The sequence below is a fragment of the Bacillus daqingensis genome (assembly GCF_042654445.1).
Lineage (GTDB): Bacteria > Bacillota > Bacilli > Bacillales > Salisediminibacteriaceae > Alkalicoccus > Alkalicoccus luteus.
In genome coordinates, this window is the sequence record NZ_JBHSGK010000021.1 from 262853 (window position 1) to 277302 (window position 14450).

The following is a 14450-nucleotide window of genomic DNA, read 5'->3' on the forward strand; positions in this document are numbered from 1 at the left end:
TTATCGGTTCCTTTCTGTATCTGTCAACAGCATGGCATCCCCAAAGCTGAAAAAGCGGTATTTCTCTTGCACTGCTGTTTTATATGCGTGCAAAATATGATCTCGGCCTGCAAAAGCACTGACGAGCATAACTAACGTCGATTTAGGCAAATGGAAATTTGTTAAGAGCGCATCTACCGCTCGAAACGTGAAACCGGGATAAATAAAAATATCAGTCCATCCAGAAGCTTCACGAAATTCTCCATCTGTATCCCTTGCAACCGTTTCCAGCGTTCTCGCTGAGGTGGTACCGACCGCTATAATACGGCGCCCTTCCTGCTTCGCTCTATTCAGCTTTTCTGCTGCGGCTTTCGAGAGCTCATAATACTCTGCGTGCATGCTGTGTTCTTCCACAGACTCCACGGAAACAGGCCGGAACGTACCAAGACCAACGTGCAGCGTTAACGTCACGACGTCTACTCCTGCCTGACGAATCTTATGCAGCATAGCAGGTGTAAAGTGCAGACCTGCAGTCGGGGCAGCTGCCGAGCCTCTGTTCTCTGCATACACCGTCTGATAGCGGTCCTTTTCCTCCAGCTGCTCCTGAATATAAGGCGGGAGCGGCATTTCTCCAAGGTGATCGAGTATTTCCGGGAAAATCCCGGTAAACGACAGCTTCATCCGGCGCCGCCCCTCTGGAAGCTCTTCGAGACAGACAGCTTCAAGAAGCCCATCTCCAAACGTAAGCACGGTCCCTTTTCGAATCCTGCGGGCCGGTTTGACGAGCACTTCCCAGACGAAGTCTCCTTTCTCATGCAGCAGCAGCATCTCCACTTTTCCGCCGGTATCTTTCCGCGAGCCGAGCAGGCGGGCCGGGATCACTTTCGTGTCGTTGAGGACGAGCGTGTCACCAGCTTCCAGCCATTCCGGCAAATCATAAAAATGTCTATGTTCAATCGTGCCACTTTCTTTATCCATCACGAGCATCCGGGATTGTTCCCGATCTTTAAGCGGTGTTTGTGCGATCAGACTTTCCGGGAGCTCGTAGTCAAATTGATTTACATCCATGCCTTCCTGTCTCCTTCTTCATCAATCAGCGTCTAAAAAGCAAAAAAATCAGCGACAGCAGGACGCTGATAACAATGGACGTCATAAGCGGAAAATAAAATGTAGAATTTCCCCGCTCAATGACAATATCTCCGGGCAGACGGCCGAACGGCAGTACACGGCCGCCAAGCTGCCAGAGCACGCCGGCAATAATCAGCACCACTCCGGCTGCTATCAGCATCTTTGGGATTGTCATTCTTCCGGCACCTCCATCTCAAAATGGCGGTACACGTCATGGGTGACAATTCTCCCGCGCGGGGTCCGCTGCAGGAAACCGATTTGCAGCAAATACGGTTCATAGACGTCTTCTATCGTATGTGACTCTTCACCGATCGTCGCAGCTATCGTATCAATTCCCACCGGCCCGCCTCGATATTTTTCAATCATGCCACGCAGCAGTTTATGGTCCACTTCATCGAGTCCAAGTCTGTCAACCTGCAGAAGATTCAGCGCTTCTTCAGTAATCGCTTCGGATATCACCCCGTCTCCCCTCACTTGAGCAAAATCACGAATCCTTCTTAACAGTCGGTTCGCGATCCGGGGAGTCCCGCGTGACCGGCGGGCAACTTCACCAGATGCAGGGTGCTCCATATCTACCTTCAGCACATCAGCGGTCCGTCTGACTATTTCCCTCAGCTCCGGCTCTTTATAATATTCCAGCCGGCTGATTACTCCGAAACGGTCGCGCAGCGGGGCTGAGAGCATCCCTGCCCTCGTCGTGGCACCCACAAGTGTAAATGGCGGCAGTTCGAGCTTTACTGATCTGGCTGAAGGTCCCTTGCCAACGACAATGTCGAGAAAGAAATCCTCCATTGCCGGATACAGTACTTCTTCCACCGCGCGAGGAAGACGGTGAATCTCATCGATAAACAGGACATCGCCGGGTTCAAGCGCCGTCAAAATGGCTGCCAGGTCGCCCGGCCTCTCTACGGCCGGGCCGGAAGTGGTTCGGAGCTGAACGCCCATTTCATTGGCGATAATGGCTGCAAGTGTTGTTTTTCCAAGCCCCGGCGGACCGTATAACAAGACGTGGTCGAGCGATTCTTCCCGCATACCGGCAGCTTCAATAAACACTTTCAGGTTGTTCTTCACCTGCTCTTGTCCAATATACTGCTCCAGCGTCTGCGGCCGCAGCACGGCATCCTCGGACAAATCAAACGACTGGGCATCTCCGCTCATCATCCGTTCTTCCATATGGGATTCAGCTCCTTTCTATGCATTCAGCATCAGTCTGAGTGCCTTTTTAATATATGCGTCCGTGGAATCCAGTTCTTCTTCCTTCAGCTTCGGTCGGATCCGCTTCACTTCCCTGTCCGTATATCCGAGCGCTGCTAGAGCTTCGCACGCCTCCGTCAGGGCATCAGGCTCGTCACTGGCTGCCGGAACCGGAGCGAATAGACCTTCAGCTAGTGTAGGCACAATTTCCCCGACCTTTCCTTTTAAATCAAGAATAATTTGGCCGGCTGTTTTTTTACCGACGCCTGGAAACTTTGTTAAAAAGGAGGCATCCTCCTGTTCAATAGCTTCCACAACGAGCTTGGGCTGTTCACTGCCGACAATCGCGAGTGCTCCTTTAGGTCCGATACCTGATACTTGCAGCAGTTTTTCGAAAAGCCGCCGCTCCTCGCGGTGTGCAAATCCGAACAGCTTAATGTCATCCTCCCGAACATGCTGATACGTATAGATCGTAATATTTTCAGTACCTGGCGTATATCGGTAAGGGTTGCCGCAGTGAATCAAATACCCGATTCCGCTGTTCGTAACAACGACCGTGTCTGCTTCTGTATGTACAACTGTTCCAGTAATATGCTCAATCATTTTTCTGCCCCTTTATTCTGTGATTGCGAACACACATTCCATTTTAGCATATTTTCAACTTGATTAGGGGGCAGTGAAAGCTTAAGGCATGAAATCCGCGTTATGGTAAACATGCTGCACGTCATCGCTGTCCTCAAGTGCCTCAATTAACGCAGCAGCCTGCTCCGCCTTATCATTATCAAGCTCTACCATCACGTCCGGTATCATGGCTGCCTCTGCCTCTGCAATCGTGATTCCATCCAGCTGTTTCATCTGACCACGGACATTGTCCAAAGAGGCAGGATCTGTCTCGATATATACGGTCTGCTCCGATACCTGCATATCATCCCCGCCGGCTTCCAATACGAGCAGCAGCAGTTCTTCCTCATCTATCGGCTGTTCTGCTTCAAGAATCAGTCTTCCCCGCCTGGCAAACATAAACGAAACACAGCCGTTTTCTCCAAGGCTGCCTCCGTTTTTATTAAAGGCAAGCCTGATCTCTGCAGCTGTTCTATTTCTGTTCTCTGTCAGAGCTTCCACGTAAACTGCCGTACCCGCTGGACCATACCCTTCATAAACGACATGTTCATAGTCCACACCATCTAATCCGCCGGTTGCTTTTTTAATCGTACGGTCGATATTATCCTTCGGCATGTTCACTTGTTTTGCTTTATCTAACGCTGCACGAAGTGCAAGGTTTGTTTCAGGGTTTTCTCCACCGGTTCGAACAGCCTGATAAATTTCTTTCGATATTTTCGTAAATAATTTCCCTCGTTTTTCATCCTGTCTGCCTTTTCGATGCTTAATGTTGTTCCATTTAGAGTGTCCTGCCACTGTTCCTCACCCTTTCCCATCGATCATGCTAATCACCTGCATCAGCAGAATAGCCCGGAAAATAGAGCTTTTCCGGGCCTACACTGCATTCAGCGCTGTTTGACTTGCGGAACAGCACGAGTACCGTTCAATTCTTCCCACGTAAAACATGGGAAGCTGCCCAGTACGTGCACTCCGCAGCCAAGTGCTCTCAACTCTTCCACCACGGAAGGGATAAGCACATGATCCTGTTTCATCGCTGCATCAACGATGAAAAAATAATTTCCCAACCCGGTTTTGGTCGGTCTTGATTCAATCCGGACCAGATTGATTTTCCTCCAGGCAAATGCTGCAAGCACTTGATGGAGAGCTCCTGCAAAGTCAGAAGACAGGCTGATCATCATGGAGGTTTTATACAGCGTATTCTCTGTAATCGCAGGATGACCGAAGTCAACCGCTCCCTTGGTAAGCAGCACAAATCTGGTTCTGTTATGATCGTAGTCGTTTATTTTTCGTTCTGCTACCGTCAGTCCGTAAGCTTCTGCTGCAATTTCGTTAGCGATCGCAGCTGCAGGCTCATCCGGATTCTCCATAATGTACCGGGCTGCCGATGCTGTTGAATTCGTATAGGCAATTTCTGCCTCCGGAAGCCATTCTCGAATAAACTGGTGACACTGGGCGACAGCCTGCGGATGGGAGTACACTTTTTTGATCGCTGCCAGGTCCTTACGGTTTTCAGCTGAAGTCAGCAGGTGCTGCTCAATTGGTGCTTCTATTTCAGCCGCCATATTCATGCGCTGATGGTGGATAAAGTAATCCAGCGTAATATTGACAGAACCTTCAATGGCGTTTTCCATCGGTACTACTGCGTATTCCACTTTTTCGTCTGCTACCGCATCCATCGTATCCGGGATGGTCGTAAATGGAACGCGCTTGTCGTCCGGCAGCAGCGTAGCAGCAGCAGCCTCGGTGAAAGACCCGGCGGGCCCAAGATAACCAACCTGTTTCACAGTCGTCTCTCCTTCATCCTTTATTGTATCGGAAATATCCGGTTATGCACCGGAGCCGACTACTTCGACTTTATATACGGCATCAAGCCCCTGCATTTGTTCAAGCAGATTCGTCACATCCATCGTCATTGCTGCAGTTTCAATCGTTAGCGTGATCGTGGCTTTCCCTTGAAGCGGAATCGTCTGATTGATTGTCAGTACGTTTGCACCCGTCGTCGCCACCATCGCTAGCAGACGAGAAAGCGATCCCGATTGATCCTGAAGATGAATCGAAAGCGTGATAATTTTTTCCTTCACCATCGTATGAAAGGGAAAAATACCGTCTTTGTATTTATAAAATGCACTGCGGCTCAATTCAACCTGATTAACCGCATCATTTATCGTACGTACTGATTCTTCCTCCAGCAGGCGCTTCGCTTCCACTGTTTTCAGCATGGCTTCCGAAAGCATATCCTCCCGGACGAGATAAAACTGATCCGACCGTTTGTGTATCATAGTGTCCCTCCTCCTGCTGCCTTCCTGTACAGAACCTTATTGTAAACGAGGAGGGAACGGATGTCCACTCTAGAGAGACACACCATACAGCGGTTATTCAATAAATTCAAATTCATATTCGAGTATGCGCACCGTATCGCCATCTTCAGCACCCAAATTGCGAAGGGCATCGTCAATCCCCATTCGACGCATTTTTTTGGAAAAGCGCTGAACGGAATCATGGCGGTCAAAGTTAGTCATTTTAAACAGCGTTTCAATTTCATGACCAGTGATTGTAAAGGTACCATCATCCTCTTTTTCAATCACGAACGGCTCGTCTTTTTTCGTATATTTATAAACAACCCGCTGATCCTGATCTTCTTCATGAAGCGGGAATTCCGGTGTTGATTCAATTTTATCGACCGCAGCTCTAAGCAGCGGCTCCAGTCCCTGTTTCGTAACAGCGGAAATCGGGAAAATTGCCACGTCTTCACCAACCTGTTCCCGGAAGAGTTCAAGATGTTCTTCCGCATCAGGCAGATCCATCTTATTTGCAACGATCAGCTGCGGTCGTTCCATAAGCCGCAGATTGTACTGTTCAAGCTCAGCATTGATCGTCAAGTAGTCCTCATAAGGATCACGGCCTTCCATCCCGCTCATATCAATCACGTGAATCAGGACGCGAGTTCTTTCGATATGGCGGAGAAACTGGTGGCCAAGTCCGACACCGCTGTGGGCGCCCTCGATCAGGCCTGGTAAATCCGCCATGACAAAGCTGCGCCCGTCACCAGATTCAACAACTCCAAGATTAGGCACAAGCGTCGTGAAGTGGTAGTCGGCAATCTTAGGCTTCGCTGCTGACACGACAGAGAGCAACGTTGACTTACCGACACTCGGAAACCCGACCAGCCCTGCATCTGCAAGCAGCTTGAGCTCCAGAGTCAATTCTTTCTCCTGGCCGGGCTCCCCATTTTCAGCAATTTCCGGTGCTGGATTGGAAGGCGTGGCAAACCGGGCATTTCCACGGCCGCCTCGGCCTCCTCTTGCGATAATGGCACGCTGGCCATGCTCAGTCAGATCTGCCGTCACTTCACCTGTCGCTTTGTCAATTATGCTCGTCCCAGGCGGAACTTTAACAAGCATCGCATGGCGGCTTTTGCCATGCATACTCTTTGGCATACCGTTTTCACCGCGGTCTGCTTTAAAATGACGCTGATACCGGAAATCCATGAGCGTCCTAAGCCCTTCGTCTACTTCAAAAACAACGTCAGCACCACGGCCTCCGTCTCCTCCTGCAGGACCTCCGTTCGGAACATACTTTTCTCTTCGGTACGCAACGAGTCCATTTCCCCCGTCTCCTGCCTTTACGTAAATATCGACCTTATCTACAAACATCTATTCGTCCCCTCTTTCGTCCATTTGCGGTTTAATAATAAATATGGCTCCGTCATCCGTCTTTTCTACCGTCAAGCTTCCGCCAGCGGACTCTACTTTCTTCTGCAGCTCCTCTATTACCCTATGCTCCAGCTTTACACCGTCGTAGCTGAAAAGGATATGCCGGTCCTGCGGGCCCCGCAGCTCCCCGTAAAGGTCATGATCCGGTCCAAGCGGGAGCACAGCCTCTAACCCGTCCAATAAAGCCGCAGCGCTCGCAAGCATATTCGACTCGATATCTGCCCACGTCACGTCAATCGCCTCAACGCTCCATGTTACGGGAGCTTTCGGTGATTTCCAATTGTACGTCAGGGCCCACTCGACAAAGTCAGGGACAGCTAAAGCAGTCATGCGCGATTCCTGTGCTGCACGTTGTATATATTGATCAATTTTCGGCTTGATTCGATCATAGTGGCCGAGATCTGCATAGGCTTTTATGATCTGAAGTTCGTTCATATGGTCATGCCGGCTGTATTTCAATACATCTGCCGGGCGGTATTTCGGCATCGACTAACTCCCCCTGCTCGTTATAGCTCGATAAACAGTACTCCTAATCATAGCACATTTCAACCCCGTTTTCTAATTCAATCTTTTGGCAGTGCGATGTGTTCACCCTGCCTGTTACCCACCGTTACACGAGTCTTTCCGGACACTAAAAAGCAATTATACAGATTGGTGACAACGACAGAACCTATCACGAATGGGGTGCCTGCAGTAGTAAAGAATGACGTTCTATTCCGTTTACAAACCAGGCAGCAGCTGAAATGAGTATCCTTTTCAGCCTCAGAACGTTTATGATAGAAGAGTAGCAGATTTTTAAAGGAGGCATTATCATGGCGGACGATTTTATTTATGGCAATACACCATGCTTTCTTCATTCAGAAAATCTTGTCAGGAATCCGGAACGAAAAGACGCGATGGATGTCATTGTTTACGGGGTCCCGTGGGAGGGGGCTGTCACCTGGGGAGATTATACCGGCTGTGAGCTCGGGCCGAAGGTGATCCGGCTGGCTTCAGGCCGCTACAGCGGCTATCTTCCAGAGCTTGATCATTTAGATGTCTTCGAGCATCTATCAATGGGCGACATGGGTGACGTCGCTGTAACTCCGGCTGAACCGGAACAAACAATGGAGACAATCAAGCAATTCTCGACCGATGTCTGGCATAGCGGCTCCTACCCGATTGCTTTCGGAGGCGATCATGGTATTACGTACCCTATCGTAGAAGGATTAGTAGAAGCGACTGGCAAAAAAGTCGGCATCATTCATCTCGATGCCCATTACGATAACAACGAGCATTCTAATGGAGACCCATACGGCAGAGGAGCCCCCTTCGCCCGGCTGTATGAAACAGAAGGAGTAGTAAATGAATCACTCGTTCACATGGGTATTCACGGACCGCGGAATAAGCCGGAAAATGGCCGTCACGCTGCTGCGAATGGAACAACCACGATGACGATTCACGATATCCGCCGGTTAGGAGACCCACGCGAGGCTGCAAGGCAAGCTTATGACATTGCTTCTGCGAATACCGATGCCGTTTATTTAAGTATTTGCAGTGATGTGCTCGATCACGCCTTTAACCCGGGCGGTCCGGTCGATGGAAATGGCTTAAATTCGTTTGAACTGCTGGAAATCGTTCACGAAATTACTTCCCTCGGTACAATTGGCATGGATTTTGTGGAAGTTTATCCTCAGCAGGATGCGACAGATTTCAGTTCTCATTTCGCAAGCTTTATTGCTTTATATGGTCTTGCCGGCGAAATTCAGCACCGCAGCAATAAAAAATAAAAAAAAGGGAAATTTATGTTTAAGATTCTGCTCACGTGGAATACTACAAACAACTCCCCCCACTTTCTCAAATTTTCCTCTCAACGATGTGGAAAACCGCCAGTACATACTGTACAGGCGGTCTATTTTTTTGCTTTATTTTATTGGTATAATTTGGATACTGCCTTTTCAGCCTGCGTGACGCAGTCTGGAAGGCCGATACCGCGAAAGCTTGCACCTAAAACGAGCACGCCCGGATACTTTGCAGAAAGACCCTCTTCCAAATTCGTCAATGCTTCACCGTGGCCGACGTTATATTGAGGCATTGCACGGTTCCATCTCGTTACTACGGAAAATTCCGGTTCTCCCTCAATGTTCATGATCTGCTTTAAGTCACGCATAACGGTTTTTGTAATAACGCGATCATCCTTAAAGACAATGTCTTCATCTCCAGCTCTGCCTACGTACGCACGCAAAAGCGCTTTCCCTTCCGGTGCTGTATGCTCCCATTTTTGATGCGTCCACGTACAGGCTGTCATCGTAAATGACTGGTCTCTCGGTATTAAAAAGCCGGTTCCATCCAGCTTATCTTTAATTTGTTTCTCGTCGAATGCGAGTGCACACGTTGCAACACTCGTCGCTGACTGTTTCGACAAGCGCTCCATAAATGGTTCATGTGCAAAAAGAGCTGCTGCGTCATCATGCCTGATTGTAAGCAGCACCCGGTCCGCATAATCGATCGTCCCATCAGAAAAGTACAGCGCATAGCCATCTTCGACCTTCTCCAGCTTCTCAAGCCGTTTTCCGAGATGAATCGATTCTTCCGGCAGAGCCTGCTCTAGCCTGTCTACAAAAGACGATAATCCGCTTCGAAATGTTAGAAACATATTCGCCGGGCTCCGGGATTCTCCAATGAGCACCGGATCTTCGGGCACCGTCTTCTGCATGCTCTGTTTCATACCTAGAATCAGGCTTCTTCGTTTATTTTCTATCTCAAGAAACTGCGGGAACGTCGCCTTTAAACTCAGCTCATTCAAACGTCCTGCGTAAATGCCGGACAAAAGCGGTTCAATCATATGTTCCACGACCTCAGAGCCAAGCCTCCGGCGGAAGAAGGCATCAACAGAAATATCCTCGCTGTCTTTTCTTCTTGGAATCACAAGATCCATCGCAGCACGCAGCTTTCCGGCCGGACTAAACAGACCCGTCTTCAAAAACGGCTTCCATTCTGTCGGAATTCCCATCACCGCTCCTTGAGGAATGCGGTGAAGCTTCCCATTATGGTAAATGTAAGAGCCTGACTTATTCGTCGTCAAATCGTTTTCAAGACCCAGTTCTACTGCAAGCCGGTGAAGACTGCGCTTGCGCGTAAGAAAGGAATCAGGCCCCCGCTCGATTACATAACCGTTTCGGTACTCTGTCTGAATCGTGCCTCCAAGACGCTCTCCTGCTTCATACAAGGCAAAGCTTCCGGAGCCGCTTTGTTCAATTTGTTTTTGCAGAAAATAGGCGGCGGATAATCCAGTTATCCCGCCGCCTATCACTGCTGTTTTCAGCTCTGTCATTCGGTTACGCTTCTTTCCCGACTTCTGAAAGTCTGCGTTCTACAACGTCTGCCAGCGCTTCAATGAAGAATGGTTCGGCATTCGGCATTTTTGGACGGTAGTAGCCGGCTCCAACTTCATCCGTGACGACCTTACACTCATAGTCATTATCGAAAAGGACCTCGAGGTGGTCTGCCACAAATCCGACAGGACAGTAGACGTAAGCAGCGTAGCCTTTTTCCTCGTGCAGATCTCTCGTCAAGTCCTGTACATCCGGACCAATCCAAGGATCAGGCGTATTCCCCTCACTCTGCCAGCCGATCTCGTAGTTCTCAACGCCAGCCTCTTTGGCGATTAAATCAGCTGTTTCCTGAAGCTGCTTCGGGTAAGGATCTCCATTTGCCAGAATTTTTTCCGGGAGGGAGTGTGCGGAGAAGATCACGCAATGGTTTTGCTTCTCTTCTTCCGACATTTGCTCACGCACCTTTTTAATTCCGTCTGCCCAGAATGAAACAAATTTCGGATCATTATACCAGGATTCTACGCTTGTAATAGATGGTCCCTGGATCATTTCGGACTCCTCTGCTGCCCGTCCGTTGTAAGATTTTACACTGAATGTGGAATAATGCGGCGCCAGCACAATGCTGACCGCTTCTTCAATACCGTCTTTTTTCATTTGCAGGACCGCGTCTTCAATAAATGGATCAATATGCTTTAATCCCTCATACACAACAAACTCGACATCTTTAGAACGACGGTTCAGTTCATTCTTCAACTCATGCGCCTGTTCTGTTGTAATTCGGGCAAGCGGAGAGATGCCGCCGATTTGTCTATAACGGTCAATCAGATCGTCGAGCGCCTCCTTTGAAGGACGGCGTCCTTTACGGATGTGCGTGTAGTACGGCTCAATCTCCTCTTCGGAACGAGGTGTTCCGTATGCCATTACTAGAAGACCCATTTTCTTTTTCATGCCAAATCACCCTTTTGTTTTGATGAAGTTCCTATTTGGATAGCTTTTCAGCAGAATAGTCATGGACAAACGCTGTAAGGCGCTTAAGAACAGCCGGATCGACCTCTGGAAACACACCATGGCCGAGGTTGAAAATAAAACCAGGCTGCTGCATTCCCTGATCGAGAATCTCACGCGCCTTTTCTTCAATCACATGCCAAGGTGCCAGCAGTACACTTGGATCAAGGTTGCCCTGCACGGCTTTTTGAATACCATCTGCGCGTGCTTCTGCAATCGGATAGCGCCAGTCCAGGCCAACAACGTCAAGCGGGAGGTCTGCCCAGTCCGCTGCGAGGTGTCTGGCACCGACACCGTGCATAATGAGCGGCACTTTCTCCTTGGAAAGCTCGGAGAAAATCCGCTGCATCACCGGCTTCACATAGCGCTGGTAATCGGCACGGCTCAGAGCACCAATCCATGAGTCGAAAATCTGAAAAGCCTGGGCTCCAGCATTAATCTGTGCCCGTCCATAAGTGATCACCATGTCTGCAAGCTTTTGCATGAGCAATTCCCATGCCTCTGGCTGGCTGTACATCATGGCTTTTGTATTATTGTAATTCTTTGAAGGTCCACCTTCAATCATATAGCTCGCGAGCGTAAACGGTGCTCCGCTGAACGTAATGAGCGGTACGTCGAGCTGCGTGCGGAGAATGCGGATTGTTTCCAGCACATAATCCACATCTTTTTCAGGCTGAAGCTCTGTTAAAGCTTCTACATCTGCCATACCTTTTACGGGGTTGGAGATGACCGGTCCAATACCGGCTTTAATCTTAACGTCAACGCCCATTGCAGGAAGCGGAGTCATAATGTCTTTGTACAGGATAGCTGCATCATTTTGATACTGATCCACCGGAAGCTTGGTTACCCAGGCACACGTTTCCGGTTGTTTTGTGATTTCCTCCAGGCTGTATTTCTGCTTTAATTCACGGTATTCCGGCTGAGACCGGCCTGCCTGGCGCATATACCAGACCGGAACGTGTTCTACCGGCTGCCGTCTTGCTGCCCGCAGCAATGTATCTTGTTGTTCCATGCTGTCTAACACCTCATCCATTCTCATAGTACTTTCTTTTCTGAGCTTCTTGTCCGCTTCACATTTTAACGCTTTTTCATACGTAAAGAAAGAAATTATGTAGGACGTTCACAAAAACACCGTATTTAGTCGGTTGTTAGAGTGAAAATAGGGGGCTTACAATCACCACAAAAAATCGCCCGCTTGTTCAAACGGACGATTGCAATCTGTTTATCACGTTTTCTCCTGCACAGACTGCCTGCTGTCTGCATGTTCGCAGGAATGCCAGCTGCAGCCCTGCTTGCAGCATGGCAGAAGCACTTCTTCTGTAATCAGGAGCCATTTCGTGAGAAAATATTCCAAGACGCTTCCACAACGTTTGAAGCTTCTCCTTCTGCACGAGTCTGCGGGTTATAGGGAATGACTTGAAAAGCGTGAGTTGAAAACAAGTTTTGACGACTCAGCGTGTAGCTGGAAGCCCCTTCAACTTCCTCAAGCAGCTCCCGCTCGCCATCCTCAATCCGGTAAATATGAAATATGACGCGTTCGTCCGCTGGCTCCTGCCACGACAGCTCAATTTCAGCCCCAAGAAAGCCTGCCCGCATTTCTGCTTCCACGGGGCCCAGCTCCGCCATCTGAATAGGTTCGTCCAGCTCTGCCACGCTCTCCGGCTTTTCAAATGCCGTTTCACCAGTATGGCCACCGATAACATCTTTAAATACAGATGCAGCTGTACTGCTTGACGAATTTCCGTCGGCTCCGCCGCCCATCCATAATGCGCCGCTGATATCCGGTGTCCACCCTGCAAACCAAATGTCCCGGGCGTTTTGTGACGTGCCGGTTTTACCTGCAAGGTCGCCAGCGAAGCTGCCAGCGGCGGCCGTGCCGTCTGTTACAGCAGCTTCCAGCATTCTTGTCATGTACCACGCCGTCTGTTCGCTGAACACACGCTTTTGTTCGACCGCTTCGCCTTCAATCACTTCTCCGTCCCTTCCAACTGCTTGCTCAATCAGGTATGGCTCTTTATAAACGCCTCCGTCTGCAAAGGCTCGGTAAATCGCTGCCGCCTGCAGCGGCGAAATCCCTTCATCCATTCCGCCAAGCGCAATGGAAAGTCCTTCGTCTTCACTCTCGATATTTAATTCAGCTAGTGTTTGACGGGCCTGATTGACACCGATCTCGTTTAAAAGCCATACAGCCGGTGCATTTAACGAGTCTTTCAACGCATCATACATCGTCACTTCTCCGCTGTAAGTACCGCTGAAATTTCTTGGTTCATAGCCATCATAGGATAACAGCTCATCAGTCAGCAGACTGTACGGCTCATAATCGCCGGACTCCATTGCCGGCGCATAAACAGCAAACGGCTTCATGAGCGACCCCGGCTGTTGGGCTGCGGCCGCATAGTTAAATCCCTTCCTCGTATATTCTTTGCCTCCCTGGACGGCCGTTACGGCTCCTGATTCACTATCAAGAAGGACTCCGGCTCCCTGCATATCGTTTTCAGGATACGTTTCACCAGCGGTCAGCGTCTCATATAAATCCTGCTGAAGCTCTGCATCAAGGGCTGTCGTAACCGTATACCCGCCCGTCAGCACTCCCTCCTCACTGATGCCGTAGCGTGTCTCCATTTCACGCAGCAGCATGTCGACAAATGTGTCGTAAGCCGGATTGGAGGTGATGCTGTGCTGTTCTTCCGGCAGCGTCCTGCTTTGCAGATTCACCGTTTCTTCAGCTGTTAAGTAGTCTTGACGGTGCATGAGCCCGAGTACGAGATTGCGCCGTTCTCTTGCCCGGTCCATATCCTGAAAAGGAGAATAAAGAGCAGGCCCCTTTGGAAGCGCCGCGAGCAGCGCCCCTTCATGCGGCTCCAGCTCGTCGATCGATTTATCAAAATAAAGCCTCGATGCTGCCTGAACTCCATGAGCACCATGCCCAAAATAAATACGGTTTAAATACAGTTCGAGAATTTCTTCTTTTTCATAGCGATGCTCCAAATTTAATGCAATGAGTGCTTCTTCCGTCTTTCGAAGCAGAGACTTTTCCGGAGACAAAAAAGCGTTTTTAGCGAGCTGCTGGGTAATCGTACTGCCCCCTTCTGCCGCAGACCTCGTTACGATGTCACGATAAAGCGCTCGGCCGATCGACCGAAAATCAAGACCGGTATGATCAAAAAAGCGCTGATCTTCAACTGCAATAAATGCATGCTGGACGTGCTCCGGAATGTCGTCGATAGAGACGGTTTCCCTGTTTTCTTCAAACAGCCTTACCAGCTCATCTCCATCCCGGTCCACCACCGTCGTCGTCTCAGCCGGAATAAGCTCTGTTTCATCCAATGTATAAGTGCCAAATAAAATGATACCGAGATAACCTGTCACCGCCAAAATCGCAGTCGACAGGATAAAAATAATCGTATAGGCAATTCTTCTGCCCCACATGATGCTCACCTCATTCTGCATTGTATCACCTGAGAGACCTTGCTGATACACTTGTTTATACGCTGAA

At 49.5% G+C, this 14450-nt stretch carries 14 protein-coding genes; 1 reads left to right on the plus strand and 13 read right to left on the minus strand.

Features of this window, described 5'->3' with window-relative positions; all coding sequences use genetic code 11:
- The 9 genes from queA to ACFO4L_RS16890 form a co-directional block, all read right to left on the minus strand.
- Complete coding sequence (queA, locus tag ACFO4L_RS16850; RefSeq protein ID WP_377910829.1) at nt 1-1047, minus strand: tRNA preQ1(34) S-adenosylmethionine ribosyltransferase-isomerase QueA; 1047 nt, start codon at nt 1045-1047, stop codon at nt 1-3.
- A 25-nt stretch (nt 1048-1072) separates the two neighbouring features.
- Nucleotides 1073-1282, minus strand: a complete 210-nt coding sequence (locus ACFO4L_RS16855) for a DUF2905 domain-containing protein (RefSeq protein ID WP_377910830.1) — start codon at nt 1280-1282, stop codon at nt 1073-1075.
- Entirely contained in the window at nt 1279-2280 is a 1002-nt protein-coding gene (gene ruvB, locus ACFO4L_RS16860) for a Holliday junction branch migration DNA helicase RuvB (RefSeq protein ID WP_377910831.1), read from the minus strand. Before ruvB ends, ACFO4L_RS16855 begins: the two co-directional genes overlap by 4 nt.
- 18 nt (nt 2281-2298) lie before the next feature.
- Entirely contained in the window at nt 2299-2904 is a 606-nt protein-coding gene (ruvA, locus tag ACFO4L_RS16865) for a Holliday junction branch migration protein RuvA (RefSeq protein WP_377910832.1), read from the minus strand.
- Nucleotides 2905-2985: 81 nt separating this feature from the next.
- On the minus strand, nt 2986-3717 hold the full coding sequence (locus tag ACFO4L_RS16870; protein WP_377910833.1) for a YebC/PmpR family DNA-binding transcriptional regulator: 732 nt from the start codon (nt 3715-3717) through the stop codon (nt 2986-2988).
- A gap of 89 nt (nt 3718-3806) precedes the next feature.
- Entirely contained in the window at nt 3807-4706 is a 900-nt protein-coding gene (gene pheA / locus ACFO4L_RS16875; RefSeq protein WP_377910834.1) for a prephenate dehydratase, read from the minus strand.
- A gap of 42 nt (nt 4707-4748) precedes the next feature.
- Nucleotides 4749-5201, minus strand: a complete 453-nt coding sequence (locus ACFO4L_RS16880) for an ACT domain-containing protein (protein WP_168004866.1) — start codon at nt 5199-5201, stop codon at nt 4749-4751.
- Between the two features lie 93 nt (nt 5202-5294).
- On the minus strand, nt 5295-6575 hold the full coding sequence (obgE, locus tag ACFO4L_RS16885; protein ID WP_377910835.1) for a GTPase ObgE: 1281 nt from the start codon (nt 6573-6575) through the stop codon (nt 5295-5297).
- Nucleotides 6576-7121, minus strand: a complete 546-nt coding sequence (locus ACFO4L_RS16890) for a Spo0B domain-containing protein (RefSeq protein WP_377910836.1) — start codon at nt 7119-7121, stop codon at nt 6576-6578.
- Nucleotides 7122-7447: 326 nt separating this feature from the next.
- Here ACFO4L_RS16890 and ACFO4L_RS16895 point away from each other — a divergent pair, with 326 nt between their 5' ends.
- Nucleotides 7448-8404 carry an agmatinase family protein gene (locus ACFO4L_RS16895; protein WP_377910837.1) on the plus strand — a complete coding sequence of 319 codons (957 nt, stop codon included), beginning with the start codon at nt 7448-7450 and terminating at the stop codon, nt 8402-8404.
- Nucleotides 8405-8544: 140 nt separating this feature from the next.
- Here the strand turns inward: ACFO4L_RS16895 and hemY are convergent, their stop codons facing one another.
- The 4 genes from hemY to ACFO4L_RS16915 form a co-directional block, all read right to left on the minus strand.
- Entirely contained in the window at nt 8545-9948 is a 1404-nt protein-coding gene (hemY, locus tag ACFO4L_RS16900; RefSeq protein ID WP_377910838.1) for a protoporphyrinogen oxidase, read from the minus strand.
- A 4-nt stretch (nt 9949-9952) separates the two neighbouring features.
- Nucleotides 9953-10897 carry a ferrochelatase gene (gene hemH, locus ACFO4L_RS16905; protein WP_377910839.1) on the minus strand — a complete coding sequence of 315 codons (945 nt, stop codon included), beginning with the start codon at nt 10895-10897 and terminating at the stop codon, nt 9953-9955.
- A 31-nt stretch (nt 10898-10928) separates the two neighbouring features.
- The gene (gene hemE / locus ACFO4L_RS16910; RefSeq protein WP_377910840.1) at nt 10929-11966 is read right to left on the minus strand and encodes a uroporphyrinogen decarboxylase; all 1038 of its coding nucleotides are present in this window, start codon (nt 11964-11966) and stop codon (nt 10929-10931) included.
- Between the two features lie 311 nt (nt 11967-12277).
- Complete coding sequence (locus tag ACFO4L_RS16915) at nt 12278-14383, minus strand: transglycosylase domain-containing protein (protein ID WP_377910841.1); 2106 nt, start codon at nt 14381-14383, stop codon at nt 12278-12280.
- Nucleotides 14384-14450: the final 67 nt, after the last annotated feature.